The 20,678-nt window shown below is 69.8% G+C and carries 18 protein-coding genes; 12 read left to right on the top strand and 6 right to left on the bottom strand.

Annotation, left to right across the window (positions count from 1 at the left end):
- Positions 1-34: 34 nt before the first annotated feature.
- Positions 35-709, bottom strand: coding sequence for a (d)CMP kinase (gene cmk, locus FD678_RS07700; RefSeq protein ID WP_140720895.1), 675 nt, complete (start codon positions 707-709; stop codon positions 35-37).
- A gap of 175 nt (positions 710-884) precedes the next feature.
- Between cmk and ykgO the strand changes: the two genes are divergently transcribed.
- The 6 genes from ykgO (at position 885) to FD678_RS07670 (ending at position 5,473) form a co-directional block, all read left to right on the top strand.
- Positions 885-1,010, top strand: coding sequence for a type B 50S ribosomal protein L36 (ykgO, locus tag FD678_RS07695; protein ID WP_005913193.1), 126 nt, complete (start codon positions 885-887; stop codon positions 1,008-1,010).
- A gap of 162 nt (positions 1,011-1,172) precedes the next feature.
- A complete protein-coding gene (locus FD678_RS07690) occupies positions 1,173-1,502 on the top strand; it encodes a hypothetical protein (RefSeq protein ID WP_140720892.1) in 330 nt (109 codons plus the stop codon).
- Positions 1,503-1,637: 135 nt separating this feature from the next.
- On the top strand, positions 1,638-2,675 hold the full coding sequence (locus FD678_RS07685) for an agmatine deiminase family protein (protein WP_140720889.1): 1,038 nt from the start codon (positions 1,638-1,640) through the stop codon (positions 2,673-2,675).
- A gap of 140 nt (positions 2,676-2,815) precedes the next feature.
- On the top strand, positions 2,816-3,700 hold the full coding sequence (locus FD678_RS07680; protein WP_140720886.1) for a carbon-nitrogen hydrolase: 885 nt from the start codon (positions 2,816-2,818) through the stop codon (positions 3,698-3,700).
- 13 nt (positions 3,701-3,713) lie between these two features.
- Positions 3,714-4,253 carry a GNAT family N-acetyltransferase gene (locus FD678_RS07675; RefSeq protein WP_140720883.1) on the top strand — a complete coding sequence of 180 codons (540 nt, stop codon included), beginning with the start codon at positions 3,714-3,716 and terminating at the stop codon, positions 4,251-4,253.
- A complete protein-coding gene (locus FD678_RS07670; protein WP_140720878.1) occupies positions 4,250-5,473 on the top strand; it encodes a TraB/GumN family protein in 1,224 nt (407 codons plus the stop codon). Before FD678_RS07675 ends, FD678_RS07670 begins: the two co-directional genes overlap by 4 nt.
- 204 nt (positions 5,474-5,677) lie before the next feature.
- Here FD678_RS07670 and FD678_RS07665 read toward each other — a convergent pair whose 3' ends face one another.
- Genes FD678_RS07665 through FD678_RS07655 form a run of 3 tightly spaced genes read right to left on the bottom strand, consistent with a single transcriptional unit; the run spans position 5,678 to position 13,403 of the window.
- On the bottom strand, positions 5,678-8,755 hold the full coding sequence (locus FD678_RS07665; RefSeq protein ID WP_140720875.1) for an efflux RND transporter permease subunit: 3,078 nt from the start codon (positions 8,753-8,755) through the stop codon (positions 5,678-5,680).
- A complete protein-coding gene (locus tag FD678_RS07660) occupies positions 8,752-12,267 on the bottom strand; it encodes an efflux RND transporter permease subunit (RefSeq protein WP_140720872.1) in 3,516 nt (1,171 codons plus the stop codon). Before FD678_RS07660 ends, FD678_RS07665 begins: the two co-directional genes overlap by 4 nt.
- Positions 12,264-13,403 (bottom strand): efflux RND transporter periplasmic adaptor subunit, encoded by a 1,140-nt coding sequence (locus FD678_RS07655; RefSeq protein ID WP_177497621.1) that lies wholly within the window; start codon positions 13,401-13,403, stop codon positions 12,264-12,266. Before FD678_RS07655 ends, FD678_RS07660 begins: the two co-directional genes overlap by 4 nt.
- A gap of 256 nt (positions 13,404-13,659) precedes the next feature.
- Between FD678_RS07655 and FD678_RS07650 the strand changes: the two genes are divergently transcribed.
- The gene (locus tag FD678_RS07650) at positions 13,660-13,983 is read left to right on the top strand and encodes a c-type cytochrome (RefSeq protein WP_218569565.1); all 324 of its coding nucleotides are present in this window, start codon (positions 13,660-13,662) and stop codon (positions 13,981-13,983) included.
- A 12-nt stretch (positions 13,984-13,995) separates the two neighbouring features.
- Positions 13,996-14,457, top strand: coding sequence for a c-type cytochrome (locus FD678_RS07645; protein ID WP_140720866.1), 462 nt, complete (start codon positions 13,996-13,998; stop codon positions 14,455-14,457).
- A gap of 95 nt (positions 14,458-14,552) precedes the next feature.
- Here the strand turns inward: FD678_RS07645 and FD678_RS07640 are convergent, their stop codons facing one another.
- The gene (locus FD678_RS07640; RefSeq protein ID WP_140720862.1) at positions 14,553-16,325 is read right to left on the bottom strand and encodes a transmembrane repetitive protein; all 1,773 of its coding nucleotides are present in this window, start codon (positions 16,323-16,325) and stop codon (positions 14,553-14,555) included.
- 15 nt (positions 16,326-16,340) lie between these two features.
- Positions 16,341-16,937 carry an NfuA family Fe-S biogenesis protein gene (locus FD678_RS07635; RefSeq protein ID WP_140720859.1) on the bottom strand — a complete coding sequence of 199 codons (597 nt, stop codon included), beginning with the start codon at positions 16,935-16,937 and terminating at the stop codon, positions 16,341-16,343.
- A gap of 89 nt (positions 16,938-17,026) precedes the next feature.
- Here FD678_RS07635 and FD678_RS07630 point away from each other — a divergent pair, with 89 nt between their 5' ends.
- The 4 genes from FD678_RS07630 to FD678_RS07615 all read left to right on the top strand — a co-directional run bounded on the left by FD678_RS07630 (position 17,027) and on the right by FD678_RS07615 (position 20,666).
- Positions 17,027-17,374, top strand: coding sequence for a 4a-hydroxytetrahydrobiopterin dehydratase (locus tag FD678_RS07630; protein WP_140720856.1), 348 nt, complete (start codon positions 17,027-17,029; stop codon positions 17,372-17,374).
- Between the two features lie 2 nt (positions 17,375-17,376).
- A complete protein-coding gene (locus FD678_RS07625) occupies positions 17,377-17,793 on the top strand; it encodes an energy transducer TonB (RefSeq protein WP_218569564.1) in 417 nt (138 codons plus the stop codon).
- Between the two features lie 135 nt (positions 17,794-17,928).
- A complete protein-coding gene (zupT, locus tag FD678_RS07620) occupies positions 17,929-18,747 on the top strand; it encodes a zinc transporter ZupT (protein ID WP_140720850.1) in 819 nt (272 codons plus the stop codon).
- Between the two features lie 137 nt (positions 18,748-18,884).
- The gene (locus tag FD678_RS07615) at positions 18,885-20,666 is read left to right on the top strand and encodes a DUF3300 domain-containing protein (protein WP_140720847.1); all 1,782 of its coding nucleotides are present in this window, start codon (positions 18,885-18,887) and stop codon (positions 20,664-20,666) included.
- The last annotated feature ends 12 nt before the right edge of the window (positions 20,667-20,678 follow it).

The raw sequence follows: 20,678 nt of genomic DNA, 5'->3' as shown, positions 1-20,678 counted from the left end.
ACGATGCCTGCCGTGCAACGGGGCGGCGGACCGCTCAGGAAGCGGGCAGCAACCCGATCACGCGCTCCACGACTTCCTCGATGTCCATGCCGGTGGTATCGATGAGGACGGCGTCTTCGGCCGGCCTCAGCGGCGCGACCGCGCGCTGGGCATCCCGGGCGTCGCGAGCCATGACCTCGCGCAGCAGGTCGTCAAATATAACCGAAACACCCTTTTCCATCAACTGCTTATGCCGCCTGGAGGCGCGCTCCTCGGCGCTCGCGGTCAGGAACACCTTGCAGGAGGCGTCCGGGAAGATCACCGTCCCCATGTCGCGCCCGTCGGCGACCAGGCCCGGCGGGCGCCGGAACGAGCGCTGGCGCTCCTTCAGCGCCGCCCGGACCTCCGGGATGGCCGCAATGGCCGAGGCCAGCGCCCCGGTCGTCTCCAGGCGCAGCTCGTCGGTGGCGTCCACGCCGTTGACCATGACCCGCAGCCCCCCGTCCTCCCGCTCGACGAACTCCACGTGGGTGTCGAAGGTGCAGCGCACCAGCGCGGCCGGGTCCGAGACGTCGAGGTCGGCCCAGCTGGCCGCCACCCCCACCGCACGGTAGAGCGCCCCCGAATCCAGGTAGTGCCAGCCCAGCCGGGCTGCGACAATGCGGCTTACCGTCCCCTTGCCGGCCCCCGACGGGCCATCGATGGTGAGCACGGGGATGGAAGCATTCATGGGGGCTCCTGGGGCGGCAAAGTCGCCATTGTAAGGCCGCCTGTCCACGCCCCGGCGCAATCAGTTGAAAAAGCAAGGAAAAGCCAGGTACAATGCCGGGCTTACTGCGGGATCGGCGCCCAGGTGGAGGTGCCGGGATCCCCTCCCTGAATCCACGTTTACGCCGAGGTGTGTCATGAAGGTCCTGTCCTCCCTGAAGTCGGCGAAGACCCGTCACCGCGACTGCAAGGTGGTCCGCCGTCGCGGCAAGGTCTTCGTGATCTGCAAGTCGAACCCGCGCTTCAAGGCCCGCCAGCGCTGATCGGCGGCCAGCGAACCGCGAGACCCGGAAAAGCCGCCCTTGGGCGGTTTTTTCGTTTCCGGCGGAGTTTCCGCCATCGCCGTCTGATGTAATCGGCCTCCGCAAGCCCCCGTACCGCCGTGCGGGCAACTCAATGATTGATCCACTGGGGAGTAGATGATCATGAACCGCCGTTTCCTTGTCCTGCCGCTGCTCGCCGCCCTCGCCTCGGCATCGCCGGCGAGCGCCGACACCTTGCTGATCGAGCGCGTGCGGGAGAAGCCCGCGCAGGCGCTGCCGTTGCGCGGCCAGAGCATGGCCGAGGTGCAGTCGCGCTTCGGCGAGCCGTCGCAGAAGCTCGAGCCGCGCGGCGGCCAGAAGCGGCAATGGCCGACCATCAACCGCTGGGTGTATCCGGCGTTCACGGTCTATTTCGAGAAACAGCGCGTGATCGACGTGGTCGCCAACCAGGCCGGCGCCGACGAGATCGGCCCCAAGCCCGCCATCCGTTGATGCGGTCCGCCGCGGGAGCCGCGCATTCATGCGCGGGGCTTAAGATGGCCCCCGCCAGAGCCCGCGCCCCGGCGCGCGGGGATTCGATGAATCGCCCGGACCCCGTTCCGGGCACGATGTGAGTACCAGCCCGTAATGACCGACAGCTTTCGTTTTCCCGCGGAGTGGGAACCCCAGTCCGCCGTCCTGATCGCCTGGCCGCACGCCGAAACCGACTGGGCCGAGCGCCTGGGCGAGGTGGAGGAAACCTATGTCGCGCTGGTCGCGGCGATCACCCGCTTCGAGCCGGTGCTGGTCTGCGTGGCCGACGAGGACCTGCAGACCTATGCCGAGGCGCGCCTGCGCTCGGCGCGGGTGGACATGGACAAGGTCCGGTTCGTGCCGGCCGCGTACAACGACACCTGGCTGCGCGATTCGGGCCCGATCACGCTCAAGCGCGCGGACGGCGGCTTCCGCCTGCTGGATTTCCGCTTCACCGGCTGGGGCGGCAAGTTCGAGGCGAGCCTGGACGACCAGCTGGTCGGCGTGCTGGACGCGGCGCAGGTCTTCGCCAACCACGAGGTGCGCAGCATCGACTTCGCGCTGGAAGGCGGCGCCATCGACACCGACGGCGCCGGAACCCTGCTCACCACCTGGCAATGCCTGCACGAGCGCCATCCGCAGCGTTCGCGCGAGTCGCTGGGCAGCGACATGGCCGGCTGGCTGGCGCAGCAGCGGGTGCTGTGGCTGGACCATGGCTACCTGGAAGGCGACGATACCGACGCCCACGTCGACACCCTCGCCCGCTTCGCCTCGCCCGGCAGCATCGTCTACCAGGCGTGCGACGACGCGTCCGATTCGCACCATGCCGAACTGACCGCGATGGGCGAGGAACTGGCCGCGCTGCGCACCGCCGACGGCAAGCCCTACCGCCTGTTCCCGCTGCCGTGGGCGCGGCCGATCATCGACGAGGGCCGCCGCCTGGCCGCCTCCTACGCCAACTTCCTGATCGTCAACGGCGCGGTGCTGATGCCTGCCTACGGCGATCCGGCCGACGATGCCGCGCGCGACGTGCTGGCCGCGGCGTTCCCGGACCGCGAGATCGTCCAGGTCCCCTGCCGTCCGCTGATCTGGCAGAACGGCAGCCTGCACTGCATCACCATGCAGTTGCCGGCCGGCCTGCTGGCCGCCTGACCCGCCCCGCGCCCCTGCATAGGAGCGGCTTCAGCCGCGATGGGCTTTACCGAGAAGCCTCTCGCGGCTGAAGCCGCTCCCACAGGGGCGCGAGGCATGGCGCGGTAACATTCTCCTTCCATTCCCGCAGTTGCTTCCCCATGAACCCACGTACCCTCCCCGTCGCGCTGATCCAGGAGCGCAACCATGGCGACGCCGAGGCCAATCTCGCCGTCATCGAATCGCGCGTGGCCGAGGCCGCTGCGCAGGGCGCCAGGCTGGTGCTGCTGCAGGAGCTGCACAACGGCCCGTATTTCTGCCAGCACGAGTCGGTCGGCGAGTTCGACCTGGCCGAATCGATCCCTGGCCCGAGCACCGAGCGCCTGGGCGCGCTGGCCAAGCGGCACGGCGTGGTCATCGTCGGCTCGCTGTTCGAGCGCCGCGCGGCCGGGCTGTACCACAACACCGCGGTCGTGCTCGAGAAGGACGGCCGCCTGCTCGGCAAGTACCGCAAGATGCACATCCCGGACGATCCGGGCTTCTACGAGAAGTTCTACTTCACCCCCGGCGACATCGGCTTCAAGCCGATCGACACCTCGGTGGGCCGCCTGGGCGTGCTGGTGTGCTGGGACCAGTGGTATCCGGAAGCCGCGCGCCTGATGGCGCTGGCCGGCGCCGAGCTGCTGCTCTACCCGACCGCGATCGGCTGGGACCCGGACGACGCGCAGGACGAGAAGACCCGCCAGCGCGATGCCTGGGTGCTGAGCCACCGCGGCCATGCCGTCGCCAACGGCCTGCCGGTGCTGAGCTGCAACCGCGTCGGCCACGAACCGTCGCCGCTGGGCGCCTCGGGCATCCAGTTCTGGGGCAACAGCCACGTGCTCGGCCCGCAGGGCGAATTCCTCGCCGAGGCCGGCACCGAGCCGGCCGTGCTGACCTGCGAGGTCGACCTGCAACGCAGCGAGCACGTGCGCCGCATCTGGCCGTTCCTGCGCGACCGCCGGATCGATGCCTACGGCGACCTGCTCAAGCGCTACATCGACTGACCCGACCGCCTCCATGACCGTCCATCTGCGCGCCGCCACCGAGGCGGACATCCCGGCCATCACCGCGATCTACGCGGTGGAAGTCACCGACTACGTCAACACGTACGAATACGAAGTGCCGGACGAAGCGGAGATGGCCCGCCGGATGCGCGACATCGTCGGCCGCGGCTTCCCCTACCTGGTCGCCGAGCTGGACGGCAAGGTGGTCGGCTATGCCTACGCCAACACCTATCGCACCCGCGTGGCCTACCAGTGGACCGTGGAGAACTCGGTATACGTCGACTACGCCTGCCAGGGACGCGGCATCGGCGCCGCGCTGATGCAGGCCTTGATCGATGCCTGCACCGAGCGCGGCTTCCGGCAGATGGTGGCGGTGATCGGCGAGGAAGCCAACGTCGCTTCGATCCGGCTGCATGAACGTTTCGGCTTCCAGATGGTCGGAGTGTTCAAGGGCCTGGGCCGCAAGCACGGCCGCTGGCTGGACACGGTGCAGATGCAGCGTGCGCTGGGCCCGGGCGCCGACCAACCTCCTTCCAACGAAACGACGCAATGACCGAATACCCCACCGAAGCGGCCGGCGCGCTGGCCTTGTCCGGCCAGCCGTACCGCATCGTCGAGCGCGATGGCGTGCGCTATACCTTGCTGGGCACCGCCCACGTTTCATTGACCAGCGTGGCCGCCGTGCAGGAGGCCATCGGGAGCGGCCGCTACGACGCGGTGGCGGTGGAACTGGACGCGCAGCGCCTGCAGGCGATCAGCGACCCGGACGCGCTCGCCAAGCTCGATCTGGTCCAGGTGATCCGCAAGGGGCGCGTGGCCCTGTTCGCGGCCAACCTGGCGCTGGCGGCCTACCAGCGCCGCCTCGCCAAGCAGCTGGGCATCGAGCCGGGCGCCGAGCTGAAGGCGGCGGTCACGATGGCGCGCGAACGCGGCTTGCCGGTGCACCTCATCGACCGCGAGGTCGGGCTCACGTTCAAGCGCGCCTCGGCCCGGCTCGGCTTCTTCGGCAAGCTCAAGCTCGCCATGGGCCTGCTGGCAGGCCTGTTCGCCGCCGACGAAGTCGGCGAGGAAGAGATCGAGAAGCTCAAGCAGGGCGACATGCTGGAGGCCAGCTTCGGCGATTTCGCCAGCGAGAGCCCGGAGCTTTACGAGACGATCATCGCCGAGCGCGACCGCTACATGGCCGCGCGCCTGCGCGAGGAAGCCACGCCGGCGCGCCGCGAGGTGCTGGCGGTGGTCGGCGCGGGCCACCTGGCCGGCCTCGCCCGCCACCTGGAGTCCGACCAGGAAGCGCCCGGCCCGCTGCGCACCTCGCTGGAAGAGGTACAGAACAAGAAACGCATCCCCTGGATCACGCTGGGCATCCTGGCCGTGATCGTGGCCGGCATCGTGGTCGGCTTCTGGCGCGGCGGCATGGCGATGGGCACGGACCTGCTGCTGCAGTGGGCGCTGTATACCGGCGGCCTCGCCGCGCTGGGCGCGCTGCTGGCCGGCAGCCATCCGCTGAGCGTCGCCACCGCCGCGGTCGTGGCGCCGTTCAAGCCGTTCCGGCTGAGCGTGCCGACGGGTGCGTTCGCGGCGCTGGTGGAAGTGCACATGCGCAAGCCGGCCTATCCGGACTTCCTGACCCTGCGCGACGATGCGCAGACCCTGCGCGGCTGGTATCGCAACCGGGTCTCCCGGGTCGTGCTGACCTTCCTGCTGACCAATCTCGGCAGCGCCCTGGGCGTGTGGCTGGCCGGCCTGCAGATATTCCACAAGCTGCAGGGCTGACAAGCTCCCTTCCTTGCGAGATGGAAAGGCGCGGCTTGCGCGCCGTCCTCTTGGCTTGGGAATGCCCACGCCGGCATGGGTCGCAACGCGAGTAAGGGGGGTGAGCGAAAAGCGCCGCTCGACCGCAGGCTTCACCCCTGTCTCGCCCCAGCGCTTCGCCCTTCGCCTTCGAAGCCTTCTCCCCCAGGGAGAAGGCTACTCCCACTACCCTTCCACCGCCGCGGGCATCGGCGGCACGCCGCGCGCGCGCCGCACCAGCCTCGCCGCACCGTTGCTCAGGTCGTCGAGGATCGCGTAGATCGTCGGCAGGAACAGCAGGCTGACCGCGGTCGAGAACGCCAGGCCGCCGGCGATCGCGCGCGCCATCGGGAAGTACGGCGGACCATCGGCCATCGTGGTCGTGGACAGCGAGATCGGGACCATCGCCAGGATCGCCGTGCCCATGGTCATCATGATCGGGCGCAGGCGCTCCTTGGAACCTTCCACCAGCGCATCGGTACGCCCCATGCCGCGCCGGCGCAGGTTGTTGATGTGCTCGATCATGACGATGCCGTTGTTCACCACCACGCCCATCAGCACCAGGATGCCGATGAAGGACATGATCCCGAACGCCGTGCCGGTGGCCCAGAACAGCCAGAACACGCCGAAGATCGAGAACACCACGCCGCTCATGATCGCCGCGGGGAACAGCAGCGATTCGAACACCGCCGCCATCACCACGTAGATCATCACCAGTGCGATCACCAGGTTGAACAGCATCTGCTGCATCGCTTCGCCGTCGTCCTGGTAGTCGCCGCCGTCGAAGGTGTAGCTGTAGCCCGCCGGGAAGCTCATGCCCTTCAGCACCGCTTCCATCGCCTTGCGCCCCTCCGGCACGGTGACCTTCTCGCCCAGGTTGGCCTTGATCGTCAGCGTGGTCTGGCGGTTGGTGCGCCCGATCTGAGTCGCCGACGGATGCTGCCGCACGTCCACCAGGCTCAGCAGCGGCACGTTGCGGCCATCCTTGGTGCGCACGGTGAAGCTGGCGAGGTCCTCGGGCCGGGTCTTCTCCGCGCCGGCGAAGCGTACCCAGACCGGCACTTCGTTGTCGCCGCGGCGGAACTCGCGCAGCGGCGAACCGCGCAGCGCCAGGCCGACGAACTTGGCGACCTCGTCGGCGCTGAAGCCGAACGCCGCCGCGCGCTCGCGATCGACGCGGATCGCCAGCTCGCTGGTGCGGTCGCCGGTATCGATGCGCACGTCGCGCAGTTCCTTGCGCCGCGCCAGCAGCGGCAACACCTCCTCGCCGATCGCCTGCAACTGCTGGGTGGAATCGCCCACCAACTGCACCTGCACGCCCTGGTTGTTGCTGCCGTTGTTGCCGCCCTGGTTGCCGATGCTGTAGTCGGTGCGGGCCGAGCGCGGCATTTCCTTGCGGATCTGCTCCAGCACCGGCGCCACGGCCTTGACCTTGTCCGGGTCGAACGTGACCACGGTGCTGCTGCCCTCGTCCTCGCTGAACCACGAGTAGACCTGGGTGATGTGGAAGCGGCCGCGGTTGTCGTCGAGGAACTTCTCGACCCGCGCCACTTCGTCGCCCATCTGCTCGCGCGTGTACGAGCCCTTCCACTGGTAGCCGATGAAGGCTTCGTTGCCGCCTTCGCCGCCGAACATGTCGATCTTGGTCAGCTTCATCGGCACCAGGCTGACCGCGGTCACCACCAGGATGCCGAACACGCTCCAGCCGCGGTGTTCCAGCGTCCAGCGCAGCAACCCGGCGTAACCGCGCTGCAGGCGCGCGATCACGCCCGTGTGCGACTGCACCAGCGCCGGGGTCTGCATCCGCGCCGACAGCATCGGGATCAGGCTGACCGCCACCAGCCAGGAGGCCAGCAGCGACACCGAGATCGTGATCGCGATCTGGGCCATGAAGATGCTGATGTTGTTGGTCTCGCCGAACAGGTTGGGCACGAACACGATGCAGTGGCACAGCGTGCCGGCGCTCAGCGCGATGGCCACGTTGCGGGTGCCCACCAGCGAGGCCAGCATCGGCTGGCCGGGCATGCGCTCGCGCTCCTGGTAGATGCTCTCCACCACCACCACGGCGTTGTCGACCAGCATGCCGACCGCCAGCAGCAGGCCCATCATCGTCAGGATGTTGAGCGTCACCCCGGCGAAGTACATGAAGCCGAGCGTGATCGTGAAGCAGATCGGGATCGCGAGGGTGACCATCAGCGTGGACGGCCAGTGCCGCAGGAAGAAGAACAGCACCGTCACCGACAGCAGCAGGCCGACCGCGCCGGCCTCGGCCAGCTCGACCAACGAGGACGTCACCGCCTGGCCCTGGTTGTCGATCACCTTGACCTGCACGTCGCGCAGGGCCGGCTGGCTGCGGATCGCCTCCACTTCCTTCAGCACCGTGCTCGACACCTCCACGAGATTGGCGCTGCGCTCCTTGTAGATGTCCAGTCCGATCGCCGGATTGCCGTCGAGGCGGCGCCCGTAGTTCATGCGGGTCGGCTTGAGCCGGATCTCGGCGATGTCGCCCAGGCGCAGGCCGGTGTTGTTGATCACCAGGTCGCGCAGCTCCTGCAGGTCGCGCAGCTCGCCGACCGGCTGCACGCGGATGCGCTGGCCGTTGTCGTCGATCTGCCCGGCCGATACCGAGAAGTTGAGCTTGCCCAGGCGCTCGCTCAACTCGTTGAGGCTGATGCCATGGGCGGTCAGCCGGTCCGGCGCGATCGCGATCTCGACCTCGTTCGGCGGCGCGCCGGAGATCTGCACCCGCGCCTCGCCGGGAATGCGCTCGATGCGGCGCTTGAACTCGCGGTCCAGCATGTCGTACGCGCCGGTCAGGTCGGTCTGGCTGGCCAGGCGCACCTTCAGGATCGGCTCGTCGCTGCTGGACCACTTGTAGACGTAGTAGCGCTGCAGGTCCTCGGGCAGGTCGTCGCGGATCGCGTCGATGCGCTCGCGCGCGTCCGAGGCGGCGATGGCGATGTCGCGGTCCCAGTCGGAGAACTCGATGAAGATGTTGGCGCCGTCGGACGTCGCGGTGGAGCGCATCCGCTTGATCCCGGTCATCGTCGCCAGCGCCTCCTCGGTCGGTCGGACGAGGTTGCGTTCGGTCTCCTCCGGGGTCGAACCGGTGTACGGCAGCTGCACGAACAGGAACGGCGCGGAGATGTCCGGCAGCGCCTCCAGCGGCAGGCGGAACGAGGCGATCAGGCCGACCACGACCAGCGACACGAAGCACATGATCGTGGTGACCGGCCGGCGGATGCTGAAGGCGGCGACGCTCATGCCGACTCCAGGGCGGTGCCGTCGCCGTCCGCGGCCTGCTGCGCCTTGCGCTGCATGCGGCGGCCGCGCTCCAGGTAGTAGCTGTCGGCGCGGCGGTCGAGCAGGTCGTAGACCACCGGGATCACCAGCAGGGTCAACAGCGTGGAGACCAGCAGGCCGCCGATCACCGTGATCGCCATCGGCGAACGCACCTCGGCGCCCTCGCCCATCGCCAGCGCCAACGGCGCGAAGCCGAACAGCGTGCACAGCGTGGTCATGATGATCGGGCGCAGGCGCGAGCGCGCGCCCTCGATCAGCGCCTCGTGCTTGGCCACGCCCTGCTCGCGCAGCTGGTTGACCTTGTCGATCAGGATGATCGCGTTCTTGGTCACCAGGCCGACCAGCAGGATCAGGCCGATGAACACCACCACCGAGATCGGCTTGCCGGTCAGCAGCAGCGCCAGCACCGCGCCGACCAGCGCGAGCGGGATGGTGAACAGGATCACTAACGGATGCAGCAGCGACTCGAACTGCGAAGCCATCACCAGGTAGACCAGGAACACCGCGAGCCCGAACGCGAACAGCAGCGCCTTGACCGAATCGGCCAGCTCCTCGCCCTGCCCGCCGATGTGCATGCCGATGCCGGCGGCGAGCGGATCGTCCTTGACCATCTGCTCGACCTCGCGCATCGCGCCGCCCAGGTCGATGTCGCGCAGGTTGGCCGAGACGATCGCCACGCGTGTCTGGTCGGCGCGATGGATCTCGCTCGGGCCGGTGGTGGCGACGACCTCGGCCACCGACGACAGCCGCACCGGCCGGCTGCTGCCCGGATTGACGATCAGGCGGCGGATGTCCTCGACGCTGGCACGGTCGCTCTGCTGCGCGCGCACCAGCACGTCGATCTTGCGGTCGCGGAAGCTGTAGCGGGTCGCCACGTCGCCGCGCACCTTCTTGACGATCACGTCGGCGATCTGGCGCGTGGTCAGGCCGAGCGCGCCGGCGCGCTCCTGGTCGAAGCGGATCTGGATCTCGGGAAAGCCCTCCTCCACGGTCGACTTCACGTCGGCGTAGTGCGGGTTGGCGCGCAGCATCGCCGCCAGTTTCTGCCCGGCATGCTCCAGCTCGACCAGGTCGTTGCCGCGCAGTTCCACTTCCAGCGGCGTGGAGAACGAGAACAACGCCGGCCGCGCGAAATCGACCTGCACGCCGGGATGGCGGGCCATCGTCGCGCGCAGCTTCTCGGTCTCGGCCGCTTCCACCTTGGCGCTGCCGCCGTTGGCCATCACGACGGTCAGCTTGCCGATGTTCTCGCCGCTTTCGGTCGGGTTGGCGTCCAGGCGCGTGCCGCTGCCGGACACGCCGTACAGCGACGCGATGCCGGCGTCCTTGCCGTGCGCCAGCTGCAGCTCGCGCACCAGCCCGTCGGTCTGCGCCAGCGGCGTCCCGGCCGGCAGCTTCACCGTCATCTCGAAACGGTCCTGCGCCAGTTGCGGGATCAGGTCGGCGCCCAGCATCGGCACCGCCAGCAGCGTGGCCACGAACGCCGCCGTCGCCGCGCCCAACACCAGCCACGGACGGCGCAGTGCCGCCGGCAGCAGGCGCAGGTAGCCGCGCTCGGCCCGGTCGTAGGGCGCCATCGCCAGGTCGCTGGCCTTGCGCATCACCGGGGCGACCACGCGCACCACTCCGCGCCACAGCCTCACCACCAGCCAGGCCGCGGCGAAGAAGCCGTAGCGGAACAGCGCGCCGAGCCCGCGGCGACCGGCCGCGACCGGCTTGAGCCAGCCCTGCCGCGGTTGCCATTGCGGATGCGGCGGTTCCTCCGGGAACGCCAGCGGCGGGCGTCCCTTCAGCGAACTCAGCATCGGGATCAGCGTCATCGACACCACCAGCGAGATCGCGATGGCGATCGCCACCGTCAGCGCCTGGTCGCGGAACAGCTGGCCGGCGATGCCCTCAACGAACACCAGCGGCAGGAACACCGCGATCGTGGTCAGGGTCGAGGCGACCACCGCCATGCCGACCTCGCGGGTACCGGCGATCGCCGCCTCCAGCACGCCCAGCCCGCGCTCGCGCGCCTTGGCGATGCTTTCCAGCACCACGATCGAGTCGTCCACCACCAGGCCGGTGGCCAATGCCAGGCCGCCCAGCGACATCACGTTGAGGCTCAGCCCGAACTGGCCCATGAAGAAGAACGTGGTGACGATCGACACCGGCAGCGACAGGCTGATCACGAACGTGCTCCAGCCGTCGCGCAGGAACAGGAAGATGATCAGGATCGCCAGCATGCCGCCGATCACCGCGTCGTGCTTGACCGAGGTGATCGCCGCCTCGATGAAGTGCGACTGGTCCTCGATCGTGGTGATCTCCACGTCGCCGGGTATGGTGTTCCTGATCTGCTCCAGCCGCTTGCGCAGCGCCGCCGCCGTGGACACGGTGTTGGCGTCGCCTTCCTTGTAGATCGCCAGCTCGACCGCTTCCTTGCCGCCCAGGCGGATGATCGCCTCGCGCTCCTTGAAGCCCTGGCGCACCTCGGCCACGTCCTTCAGGCGCACCGGCAGGCCACCGGCGATGGACGCGGTCGACGAGGACGACGCGCTCTGCGCCTCGGCGGCCGCCGCGATCGCCGCCTGAGAACCCGTGGCCGCCGCGATCGCGTACATCTGCTGCAACGCCGCCTCGGCGCCGTTGCCGCTGCTGGTGGTGGTCGTCACCAGCATGTTGCGGATCTCGTCGAGGTCGACGAACTGGTTGACGGTGCGCACCAGGTAGCGCTGCGAGCCCTCTTCCAGCCTGCCGCCGGAGAGGTTGACGTTCTCTTCCTTGAGCCGGGTGATGACGTTGTCGATCGGCAGGTTGAGCTGGGCCAGCTTCTGCTGGTCGATGTCCACCTGGATCTCGTCCTCGAGGCCGCCGCCGACCTTGACCGCGGCCACGCCGGCAACCGGCTCGAGCTTCTTCTTCAGGTCCTCGTCGGCATAGCGGCGCAAGGTGGTCAGCTGGCGGATCGCGTCGCCATCGTCGCGCGGCGCATCCTTGGGCGACAGCACCAGGCGCATGATCGGCTCGGTGCTCGGGTTGAAGCGCAGCAGCACCGGCGCCTTGGCTTCCAGCGGCAGCGTCAGCGCCTCCATCTTGTCGCGCACCTCCAGGCTGGCCTGGTCCATGTTGGTGCCCCAGGCGAACTCCAGCACCACGTCGCTCTGCCCGGTACGGGAGACCGACTTGAGCTTGCGCAGGTTCTTGACCACGCCGACCGCTTCCTCGACCGGCTCGGTGATCAAGGTCTCGATCTCCGCCGGCGCGGCACCGGTGTATTCGGTGCGCACGGTGAGCGTCGGATAGCTCAGGTCCGGCAGCAGGTTGACCTTCAGCCCCTGCAGCGCGATCGCGCCGAACAGCAGCATCGTGACGGTGATCATCGCGATGGTGACGCGGCGGCGGGTGGAAAATTCCACCAAGCCGCCGCCCATCGCGCCGGGTGCGGCGTGCGTGGCCGGATCGCGGCCGTGATCGGATCCGGCGCTGGTCATGAACGGTCGCCCTGCTGCGGCCCGGCCTTGGCCACGTCCCTGGCCGACGCCTGCGACTGGCCGATCACCTGCACCGCCGTGCCGTCGCGCAGCGCCACCTTGCCGGCGGTGACCACCTGGTCGCCCTCCTTCAAGCCTTCGCGCACTTCCACCCACGGCCCTTCGGCATAGCCCAGCTTGACCGGCACGCGCGCCACCTTGCCGTCGCGCACCCGGAACACCGCCGGATCGCCGTCGTCGAGCAACGCCACCCGCGGCACCACCAGCGCGTCGGCGCGCTGGTCGTAGTCGATGCGCAGGCGGCCGAACATGCCCGGTTGCAGGTCCTGCGCGCCCTCGTCGAACGCGCAGACCACGCGGAACGTGCCGCTGGTGGAATCCACCACCGGCGCAACCCGGTCCACGCGCCCCACGAAGCTGCGCCCGGGCAGCGCGTCGGCCAGCATCGTCACCGGCTGGCCGGCCTTGAGCGTGGCCAGTTCGCGCTCGGGCACGTTGAGCGTGGCCTCCAGCTGCGAGTCGTCGACGATGCGGAAGATCGGCGTGTTGATCTGCACGAAGTTGCCGGTCTTGATCGAGCGCGAAGCGACCACGCCGGAGATCGGCGCCACCACCGTGGTGTAGGACAGTTCCAGCGTCGCCAGCCGGTACTGCGCGCGCGCGTTCTCCAGATCGAACTTGAGCTGGTCGACGTCGGCGGCGCTGACCAGCTGCTGGCCCACCAGCTGCGTGGCGCGCAGGTAGCTGTTCTCGAGCTTGCGCATCTGCGCCTCGCTCTGCGCGACCGCCAGCCTGGGCCGGTCGGGATCGAGCCGCACCAGCGGCTGGCCCGCCACGACCTTCTGGCCTTCCTCCACCAGCACCGCCAGGGCCACGCCGGAAGTCTTGGCGACCACCTGCGATTCGGCGCGCGGCTCCAGCGAGGCGGTACCGGTATAGCTGGCCGCCACGGCGCGGCGGGAAGCCTTGGCGACCTCGACCGGCACCGCGTCGGCCGCCTTCTCCTCCTTCTTGTCCGCGGCCTGGGCGTTGGATGCCTCGCCGGACTTGCAGGCCGGCAGCAACAGGCAGGTGGTGATCAACAGTGCGGCGGCGCAGGTTCCGGTGCGGCCGCGCAGCAGGGTCGGTAGCGACATCGTCTGGTCCCGTGGATGCGTGAGGAGGTGTTATAGGAAAGTAAATCACTGATCCACCCAGACACCATGCGCCAAAGGTCATGGTGCCGGCCCAAGTCCCTATTCACCCCCTTTTCAGATACCTGATATCGCGGGCTATACTCGGTCCCGGCCCCGCGTCCCCCCACGCCGGAGCCACCAAAACCCGTACCCGGACCCGAAATCAATGCGCCCGCAGCCGCTCGCCGCTTGTCTCGCTCTGGTCGTTTTCCTGCCCTTGGGGGGCGCCCTGGCCAGCCAGGATGCCGCACCGACCGCCTCCGCTCCCGCCGCCAAGCCGGCATCGCCGACCGGGAACCCGGCCAATGGCCGCGTCCTGGTCTACACCTGCCAGGGTTGCCACGGGATCACCGGCTACAAGAACGCCTATCCCAGCTTCCGCATCCCCAAGATCGGCGGCCAATCCCCGCAATACCTCAGCCAGGCGCTGGTCGAGTACCGGGAGGGCAAGCGCAAGCACCCGACCATGCAGGCCCAGGCGCAGAGTTTCTCCGACCAGGACATCGCCGACATCGCCGCGTTCCTGTCCACCCTCAAGTAAGGCAAGCACGCCATGTCGAAAAGCCAGCATGCCCTGCGTCTCGTCACCGTCCTGCTCGCCTCGGCCCTCATGGCCGCCTGCTCCCAGTCCCAGGTCGAATCGACCAGCAAGTCCGCCGGCGATCCCGGCCATGCCAGCGGCGAGCACGGCTCGAGTTCGTCCGCCGGCCTGCCCGCAGGCCGCATCGAGGCCGGCGACAAGCTGGCCCATGCCAAGGGCAAGGCGACCGGCCAGAGCTGCATCGATTGCCACGGCGCCGACGGCAACGTCCCGATCGACCCGACCTATCCCAAGCTCGGCGGCCAGTACGGCGACTACATCGCCCATGCGTTGCAGGCCTATCGCAGCGGCGACCGCCAGCATGCGTTGATGAGCCCGCAGGCCGCCAACCTCAGCGACCAGGACATCGCCGACCTGGCCGCGTACTTCGGCTCGCGCACCACGCAATTGCGCGACCTGCAGGGCATCAAGTAACGCCCGGGCTTTTCCCACCGAATGGCCGCACATGGAGGTGCGGCCGGTCGCGCGGGAGCGCGCGGGAAGCCTTCGCGGGCGCACCCGTCCGATCTTCAGCGCACGCTGCCGTTGTCTTCCTGCAGCTCCTTCTTGAACGGCACATCCGGCGGCGGCCGGGCGCTGGCCGGCTGTTCGTTCATGTTGGGATTGGTCAGCCCGCAACCGCCCCCGAACTGCAGCATCGACACCACGCAGCTGATCTTCGTGGACGTGCCCGGGATCGCGATCTCGATCTTCTTGATGCCCTTGCGCACCCATTCCTCGAGCAGCGACTCGTTGGGCACCCAGTACTTGTCGAACGAGGTCGGGGTGTAGTCGTACGGCGGCCGCTTCAGCCACGTGCCCGACTCGGCAATGCGTTCGCGGCTCCAATGATCGGTTTCGCTGCCGGGCGCGCCGCGTCCGCCGTCGGCCTGCCCTTGCTCGGGCACGCGCAGGCTGCCGTCGCGGTTGTACAGGCCGTCGCCCTGGCTCGCCCCTCCGTCCTGCCGGCCGGCCTGGTTGCGTTCGCCCAGGCCCCAGTCGTCGGCCGCCTTGGGCGCCGCCCAGCCGCCGCTGCGATCGGCGGGCCTGGGCCCTGCTCCGGCCTGTCGGCCAGGGCTGGCGCCGGGAGCACGGGCGGCAGGCGTGCTGCCCGCCGCGACCGGGCGCGACTCGGCCGGTGCGCTTGCCGGAGCCGATGCGGCGGGAGCCGGTGCGGTCGCCGCCGGGCTCGTGTCCGTGGCGCGGACGGTTTCCGCCGGCGCCTGGCGGGCCGGCTCGGCCGCAGGCGCAGGGGCCGGCGAAGGCACGGGGACGTCCGGCAGTTCCCGCTGCCGGACCGCGACCTCGGGCGTTTCCAGCGCCGGCGCCGGCGGGTGCAATGCCGGTTGCGGCAATGCGATCGCCGGCCGGTCGACCGTCGCCACCTCGCGCTCGCGCACCGTCGGCACCGGCAACGACGGCACCGTGGGCGGCTGCACCTCGCGCGGCCTGACCTGCATCGCCTGCGGCCGCTCGACCGTCTCGACCTGGCGTTCGCGGACCTGCGGCAACTCGGGCTGGGCGAGCCGGGCCTCGCGCAGGGGGACCGATGGCGGCGGCACCACGAAATCGGTCGTCGCGACCGGCGTCTCGGTGGCGATGACCGGCGCGGGATCGATGACCATCGGCGCCGGCCGCTGCACGGCCACCGGCGGCACGGGGCGCTCGGCCGAAGGCGGCACCCGCTCGGGTACCGGCGGCGCAGGTGGCGAGGCGGGCTCGGCCTCCGCCACGGCGGCCGTCGGTGGCGTCGCCGCGGGCGAGGCTTGGCCGGAAGCGGCGGGCGCGGGTCGGGAACGCGGCCGTACCGGCGCGGTGGTTCTCTGCGTGGCCTCCAGTGCCGTCGCCTGCCCGCCTTCGCCGCCGCCTTCGTCGTCGGGCGCTCCGCGCCCGAGGATGGAGAGCTGTACGCGCCCCGCCTCGGGCTCGGTCTCGCGCGCGGCCCATCGCACCACCGCGACCCACAGCAACAGCACCAGGAACAGCACGTGGATCAGGAAACTGCCGGCGACGCCGAGCCAGTGCAGTCCGCGCTGGTCGGCCGGCCGCGGGTCCCAGTGCTGCCACCACAGCCGCCGGAACGCCTCCAGGAAGCTCAACTGGGGAGCGATCCCGCTCCCCGGCCGGCGCGGCAACGTGGCGACATGCGCGGCGATGTCGCGCCCGTCGAACGGTGCGGCGGCCGCTACGCCACTGCGCATCCAGATGCCCCAGCCATGGGGCATGCCGCTGCGTTTCTCGAGAATGGGCCAGTCCGGCCTGCGCGCCAGCAGATGGTCGATCAGGTCGGCGGCTTTCGTCACCGGTGCGACAGGGGATCAGGCCGCGTCGCGCGGGATGTACGGGGCATCGCCGGTGCTGTGGTCGGTGGCGTCGCGCACGGCGGTCACCCCCGGCACGCGCCCCATCAGCGTCTTCTCGATGCCCTGCTTGAGCGTCACGTCGGCCATCCCGCAACCGTGGCAGCCGCCGCCGAAGCGCAGCAGCACCACGCCGTCCGCGGACACTTCCTGCACCGCCACCCGGCCACCATGCGAAGCCAGCTGCGGATTGATCTCGTTCTCGACCACCCAGCGCACCCGCTCGACCAGCGAGGCCGACTCCGCCGGCGCCTCGCCCTTGATCTTCGGCGCCTTGATGGTCAGCTGCTGGTTGCCGGTGGACTGGGTGACGTAGTCGATCTCCGCGCCGTCGAGCCATTGCACGCTGTCGGCGCTCACGTACAGCGTGAAGCCGTCGCAGTCCACCGCCCACTCGTCGCCGCGCAGGTCGGCCGGCTCGGCGAACTCGAGCCGCGCATCGGCGCGCGGGGTGCCGGCGTCCACCGCGCTGAGGCGCACGCCCATACCGGCCACGCCCTCGCGCTCGATCAGCTTGCGGAAGTGTGCCTGTGCCTTGTCGGATATCTGGATCATGCGGGTATTCTAGCCCTGTCTTGACGACCGCTGATGGAACATTACATCCCTTGGCAACCCGTTCACGTCAGCCACCGTGGAGGCCCCCGATGACCGACCTCGTCCCGCTCGCGCAAGCGCACTGCCTGCCCCGCAAGGGCAGCGAATACAAGCTCGGCCAGGCCCGCCTGGCCGAACTCCTGCCCCAGGTCCCCGGCTGGGAACTGGCGGAGAACGGCAACGCGCTGACCCGCACGTTCGCCTTCCGCGACTATTACCACACGATGGCCTTCGTCAATGCACTGGCCTGGATCGCGCATCGCGAGGATCATCACCCCGACCTCGGCGTGCACTACGACCGGGTCGTCGCCCGGTTCTCGACCCACGACGTCGGCGGCCTGAGCGAGAACGACTTCATCTGCGCCGCCAAGGCGTCCGCCCTTTACGAGGAAGCATGACCATGCGCCTGCACCACCTGATACTGCCGGTTGCCGCCACCGTCCTGCTGGGCGCCTGCGGCAAGTCCCAGACGCCTGCGGCGCCCGTCGTGCCGCCGACCGAGCTGACCGCGGTCCACACCCCGCCCCCGGAATACCCGGCCGAACTGGCCTGCGCCGGGATCGGCGGCAAGACCGTGCTCAAGGTGACGATCGGCACCGAAGGCACCGTCACCCAGGTCCAGCTGGTGCAGAGCAGCGGCCAGGCGGTGCTGGACGAGTCGGCCCAGAAGCGCGTGCGGGAAGAATGGAAGTTCAATCCGGCCACCCGAAACGGCCAGCCGGTTTCGCAGACCATCCAGGTGCCGGTGGATTTCAACCCGCCGCAGCCCAAGCCGAGCGAATGCTTCGCGATCGAGGAGCGCGCGCGGCGCGGCTGACCGCGCGCCTGTCCCGCGATCCCGTCCCCGGCGCCGCGAGCGGCGCCCGTCGTGCCGGCGCCGCCGGCTTCCGCCCGATACGAACCGGGTTCCGCGACGGCATGCGGGACCCAAGCCCAAGACGGAACCTGGCGCATGCCCGACATCACTTCCGCGAACGTGGTCACCGCCCTGCTGGTGACGCTGGCCGCAGGCCTGGCCACCGGCCTGGGCAGCCTGATGGTGCTGTTCTCGCGCAAGCCCGAACCGCGCCTGCTCGCGTTCGGCCTGGCCTTTGCCGGCGGCGCGATGGTGTATGTCTCGTTGTCGGAGATCCTCAACAAGTCGATCGCCTCGTTCTCGCTCGCCTTCAACGACAAGCTCGGCTTCACCTACGGCACTCTCGCCTTCCTCGGCGGCGTGCTGCTGATCATGCTGATCGACCGGCTGGTGCCCAACCCGCACCAGAGCCTGAGCAGCGAGGATCCGCTGTTCCGCGAGAACAACCGCGCCTACATCCGGCGGGTCGGCCTGTTGACCGCGGTGGCGATCACCGCGCACAACTTCCCGGAGGGGCTCGCCACCTTCTTCGCCACGCTGGAAAGCCCGGCGGTCGGCATGCCGCTGGCGTTCGCGATCGCCATCCACAACATCCCCGAAGGCATCGCCATCACCGTGCCGGTGTACTTCGCCACGCGCAGCAAGTTCTATGCGTTCCTCGCCAGCCTGTTGTCCGGGCTCGCCGAACCGGTCGGCGCGGCGATCGGCTACGTGGCGTTGTCGGGCGTGCTGTCCGAAGCGATCTTCGGGCTGGTGTTCGGCCTGATCGCGGGGGTGATGGTGTTCCTCGCGCTGGACGAGCTGCTGCCGGCGGCCAAGCGCTACGCGAAAGGCCACGAGACCGTGTACGGCCTGGTCACCGGCATGGCCACGCTGGCGATCAGCCTGGTGCTGTTCCGCTTCGCGGCGCCCTGACGCGGCGTTCCGCCAAGCCGCAATCACGCCTGAACGCGATCCGTCGCGCGGCTCCGCCGCGGCTTCGAGAAAGGTGGCAGACATTCAAGCCGGCGCATCCTGCGCGCGTCCTCCAAACGCACGAAGAGAGGTGCAGCATGGACACCCGCACGTTGTCGCCGGCCCGGCTCGCCCTGGCCGTGGCCACCACGCTGAGCGTGCTTGCGCTGGGCGCCTGCCAGCAGCCCGCCCCGCCGCCCGCGACCACCAGCGACGCCGCCCCGGCCGCTCCCGCGCAACCGCCGTACGTGCCGCCCACCGCGGAGCAGTTGTACAAGCTGGTCGCGCCGATCGCGCTGTTCCCGGACAAGCTGGTCGCGCAGACCCTGGCGGCATCGGTGTATCCGGACCAAGTGCTCGCCGCGCAAGGCTGGTTGCACCAGAACGGCAACCTGAGCACCGCCGACCGGCTGCAGGACGCGGCCTCGCAGCCCTGGGATCCCAGCGTCAAGGCGCTGAGCGCGTTCCCGGACGTGGTCGACCAGCTGGCCGGCAACCTCGACTGGACCCGCGCCCTCGGCGATGCCTACGCGCACGACCCCAACGACGTGCTTGACGCGATTCAGGTGATGCGCCAGCGCGCCCAGGCCAGCGGCCACCTGCGCAGCACGCCGCAGCAGCGGGTACAGGTGGTGCAGCGCACCGTGGTCGCCCCGGCGCAGGACGAAGGCGAGATCCCGCCGCCGCCCCGGACCATCGTCATCGAGCCCGCGCAGCCGGACGTGGTCTATGTGCCGCGCTACGACCCCGGCGTGGTCTACGGCACGCCGGTCGACGTCTACAGCGACTACCGCTACCGCCCGGCGCGGGTCTACGACGACGGCGACATGCTCGCCACCGGCCTCGTCTCCTTCGGCGTCGGCGTGCTGGTGGGCAGCGCCCTCGAGCACCACCATCACGGTCCGCTGGCCTGGATCGAACCGGAACCGGCCTGGCACGGCTGGGGCTGGAACAACTGGGGCGTGGACTGGAACGCGCCGCCCGCCGCGCCGCACTACGTGGTCTACCAGAACCGGGTGTACGCGCCGCGCACGACGATCATCAACAACCGCATCGACAACCGCATCGATGCGCGCAGCTACGACATCCACCAGGACAACCGCAGTTGGGTGACCACGACGGCACCGCCGCCAGCCCAAGCCGCAACGGCCGCAGGCATGCCGATGGCCGCGTCGGCGGCGGCGCAGCGGCCGTTCCAGGGTTCGCGCGAGCCCTCCCCGCAAGTCGCGGCCGCGCAGAACCGGGGGGCGCCGGACTACGCGCACCTGTCCACGCCGCATTTCAATGCGCAGATGCTCCAACCGGGCCGCCCGGTGGCGATGGCGGCGCCTGCACCGGCTGCGATTCGCGCCGGCGCCATCCCACCCATGGCCATCGCGCCGCACGACCTGCGCGCCCAACCGGCGGCGTTCGCGCCGCCGCTGCATCCTTCGGGCCGGGTGCCTGCGCCCGCCCCTCGTGCGACGGCACCGTGGGCGGCCGCCGCCATGCAGGCGCCCCGGCATGGCCTGCCCGCCGCCGCGGCCCATGCCCGCGACATGGATCCCATGCGCATGCCGATGCCCCGTGCTCCCGTCGCCGTTCGCAACGCGGCCCAAGCGCCGATGCCGGCCCGGCAGGCGCCGCCTGCGTTCGCGCCGCCGCATGAGGTCCCGCGCGCCATGCCGCTCCAGGAGATGGCCTTCGGCCAGCCGCATCCGCAGCGACAGCAGGCGCCGATGCCATCGTCGCGCCCGTCGTTCCCGCGCCCGCCGCAGGCGCAGCGCATGGCCGTGTTCGCGCCGCCGCACGCGCCTGCCGGTCGCGCGCCGGAACCACGCCCGGCGCACCCGCAGCCACGCCACGACCCGCACCACGACCACGACAAGCGCAACGGCTGAACCGCCGCCCCT

Origin of the sequence: Pseudomonas sp. Hp2 (assembly GCF_006386585.1) — a bacterium.
Taxonomy (GTDB): Bacteria; Pseudomonadota; Gammaproteobacteria; order Xanthomonadales; family Xanthomonadaceae; genus Pseudomonas_S; species Pseudomonas_S boreopolis.
Note: the sequence above shows the minus strand (reverse complement) of the source record. Positions and strands in the feature narration are given on the sequence as shown.

Bases quoted from the DNA above. Each gene is read 5' to 3' on its own strand.
- FD678_RS07660 (WP_140720872.1), bottom strand. From the start codon at position 12,267: ATGACCAGCGCCGGATCCGATCACGGCCGCGATCCGGCCACGCACGCC.
- FD678_RS07635 (WP_140720859.1), bottom strand. From the start codon at position 16,937: ATGATCCAGATATCCGACAAGGCACAGGCACACTTCCGCAAGCTGATC.
- ykgO (WP_005913193.1), top strand. From the start codon at position 885: ATGAAGGTCCTGTCCTCCCTGAAGTCGGCGAAGACCCGTCACCGCGAC.
- FD678_RS07690 (WP_140720892.1), top strand. From the start codon at position 1,173: ATGAACCGCCGTTTCCTTGTCCTGCCGCTGCTCGCCGCCCTCGCCTCG.
- FD678_RS07630 (WP_140720856.1), top strand. From the start codon at position 17,027: ATGACCGACCTCGTCCCGCTCGCGCAAGCGCACTGCCTGCCCCGCAAG.
- FD678_RS07655 (WP_177497621.1), bottom strand. From the start codon at position 13,403: ATGTCGCTACCGACCCTGCTGCGCGGCCGCACCGGAACCTGCGCCGCC.
- zupT (WP_140720850.1), top strand. From the start codon at position 17,929: ATGCCCGACATCACTTCCGCGAACGTGGTCACCGCCCTGCTGGTGACG.
- cmk (WP_140720895.1), bottom strand. From the start codon at position 709: ATGAATGCTTCCATCCCCGTGCTCACCATCGATGGCCCGTCGGGGGCC.
- FD678_RS07665 (WP_140720875.1), bottom strand. From the start codon at position 8,755: ATGAGCGTCGCCGCCTTCAGCATCCGCCGGCCGGTCACCACGATCATG.
- FD678_RS07680 (WP_140720886.1), top strand. From the start codon at position 2,816: ATGAACCCACGTACCCTCCCCGTCGCGCTGATCCAGGAGCGCAACCAT.
- FD678_RS07625 (WP_218569564.1), top strand. From the start codon at position 17,377: ATGCGCCTGCACCACCTGATACTGCCGGTTGCCGCCACCGTCCTGCTG.
- FD678_RS07670 (WP_140720878.1), top strand. From the start codon at position 4,250: ATGACCGAATACCCCACCGAAGCGGCCGGCGCGCTGGCCTTGTCCGGC.
- FD678_RS07615 (WP_140720847.1), top strand. From the start codon at position 18,885: ATGGACACCCGCACGTTGTCGCCGGCCCGGCTCGCCCTGGCCGTGGCC.
- FD678_RS07675 (WP_140720883.1), top strand. From the start codon at position 3,714: ATGACCGTCCATCTGCGCGCCGCCACCGAGGCGGACATCCCGGCCATC.
- FD678_RS07685 (WP_140720889.1), top strand. From the start codon at position 1,638: ATGACCGACAGCTTTCGTTTTCCCGCGGAGTGGGAACCCCAGTCCGCC.
- FD678_RS07645 (WP_140720866.1), top strand. From the start codon at position 13,996: ATGTCGAAAAGCCAGCATGCCCTGCGTCTCGTCACCGTCCTGCTCGCC.